Here is a 1,711-nt window from a genome sequence, read left to right as displayed (position 1 = left end):
CCACGGGTCGAAGACCCCCGGCGCCAGTCGGTGCGCGACGATCGCCCACACGTCCCCGATCGGGATGGACACCGAGCCCAGGGAGACCCCGGCCGCGATCGTCATCGCGAGCACCGCCACGAGCGGGAGGCAGATGAGCCACAGCGACCGCCGCCCGGTGGGCGGGGCATCGGCGATGCGCCCGGAGCCGGGGCGGGGATCGATGCCCGTGCCGGCGCGGTCAACGCGCCCGCCGGTGTTCTCGGCGACGGTCGTCATGTCACTGCCCGAACGCGTGCGGGTGCAGCTCACGGGCGATGGTCTCGGTGGAGGTCGTCATCCGCGAGCTCTCGAAGAAGTCGGACAGCGGGACCACCACGATGCGGTTCTCACGGATTGCCGGCGTCGTGGACATGATGGGCTGCGCGCGCAGGTAGGCGATCTTGTCCTCCGCGCTGGTGGCGCCGTAGTCGAGTACCACGATCGCCTCGGGCTGACGCTCGCCCAGGATCTCCCATGTGGACGTGAGATAGGGGCGGTCGCCCTCGGAGAAGATGTTGTCCGCGCCCGCGTACTCGCCGATCAGTTGTCCGATGCCCACGCCGCCGATCGTCGTCGGTTCTGATTCGCCGCCGTCGTAGAAGAACGTGGGGGTGCCGGTGGCACCCGACGCATCGAGCGTCTCTCGGACCTCCCTCATCTCGGCGGAGATCCGGTCCGTGAGGTCCCGTGCCCCCGGCTCGACGTCGAGGATCCGGCCGAGCTGGGAGAAGTCGGTCTCGAGCATCGACAGGTCACCGAAGCCTTCTCCGCAGTACTCGGAGAACAGGAAGGTGTTGATCCCCGCGGCCTCGAGGGCGTCGCGGCTGCGGCCTTCCTTGTCGTCGAAGGCGCTGCGCATCCCGGCCACCACGAGGTCCGGCTCGAGGTCCACGATCTGCTCCCAGGTGGGGTACTCCTCCGAGAGGGACGGAATGGCCTCGAACTGCTCGGCGACCTCCGGCAGGACATCGTCCTGCTCGCCGTAGCCCATGCCGACGATCCGGTCGCCGGCCCCCATCTGGATGAGGGTCTCGGTGACGTGGTCATTCATCGAGATGATGCGCCGGGGCGCAGCGGTGTAGGTGGTCTCGCGCTCACAGTTGGTGACGGTCACAGGGTCGGCGAACGACTCGACCGGGCCGCCTTCCGCGAGCGCCTCGCCGCGGGAGCAGCCGGTGAGGGCGACCCCCGCGACGAGGAGGGTGGCGAGCGTGATTCTGGGGTGGCGACGGAACATGATCAGTCCTCGGATCGTGTCGTGCGGTCGACGACACGTGAGACCCGCAGGAGGGTAGGAGTCGACGACGACACCACGTCACCTGACAGGACCCCGGATCGCAGACCTCGGCGATGTACTCGGAGTCGCGAACATCCGGGCAGGTAATCGGGCTCGCGGACACGAAAGTGGCCACACACCGTTGCGGGTCAGCGCCGGATTCCCACCGGTCTTCCCCTGCTCGTTCCGGATGTCAGCAGTACGCCCTCAGGATAGGCACACCGCGTCCGCGTGCGGTGCAGGTACCCCGGCTCGGCGGAGCCGACCACCCGCGCTTCGTGGCCCGGCGACGCCCGAGGACGGCGCGACGCACGACCACACCCAGCACGGCCATCGCGGCGGTGGCCAGCTGGACGCGGTCGTGCAGCAGAACCGCGCGGCGGATGTCGTCGGCCCGGACCGACCGGCCGTCAC

1 protein-coding gene, 2 pseudogenes and 1 riboswitch are annotated in these 1,711 nt (G+C 69.4%); all 3 genes and pseudogenes read right to left on the bottom strand.

What is annotated here, in order from left to right; translation table 11 throughout:
* Positions 1 to 258 (bottom strand): annotated as a pseudogene (locus G6024_RS16800) (FecCD family ABC transporter permease); the annotation flags it as partial.
* Between the two features lies 1 nt (position 259).
* Positions 260 to 1,258 (bottom strand): ABC transporter substrate-binding protein, encoded by a 999-nt coding sequence (locus G6024_RS15050; RefSeq protein WP_159149076.1) that lies wholly within the window; start codon positions 1,256 to 1,258, stop codon positions 260 to 262.
* A gap of 133 nt (positions 1,259 to 1,391) precedes the next feature.
* Positions 1,392 to 1,489, bottom strand: a riboswitch (adenosylcobalamin-variant (AdoCbl-variant) riboswitch).
* Between the two features lies 1 nt (position 1,490).
* Positions 1,491 to 1,711 (bottom strand): annotated as a pseudogene (locus G6024_RS16435) (hypothetical protein); the annotation flags it as partial.

The organism is Dietzia maris, assembly GCF_014144855.1.
Lineage (GTDB): Bacteria > Actinomycetota > Actinomycetes > Mycobacteriales > Mycobacteriaceae > Dietzia > Dietzia kunjamensis.
Note: the sequence above shows the minus strand (reverse complement) of the source record. Positions and strands in the feature narration are given on the sequence as shown.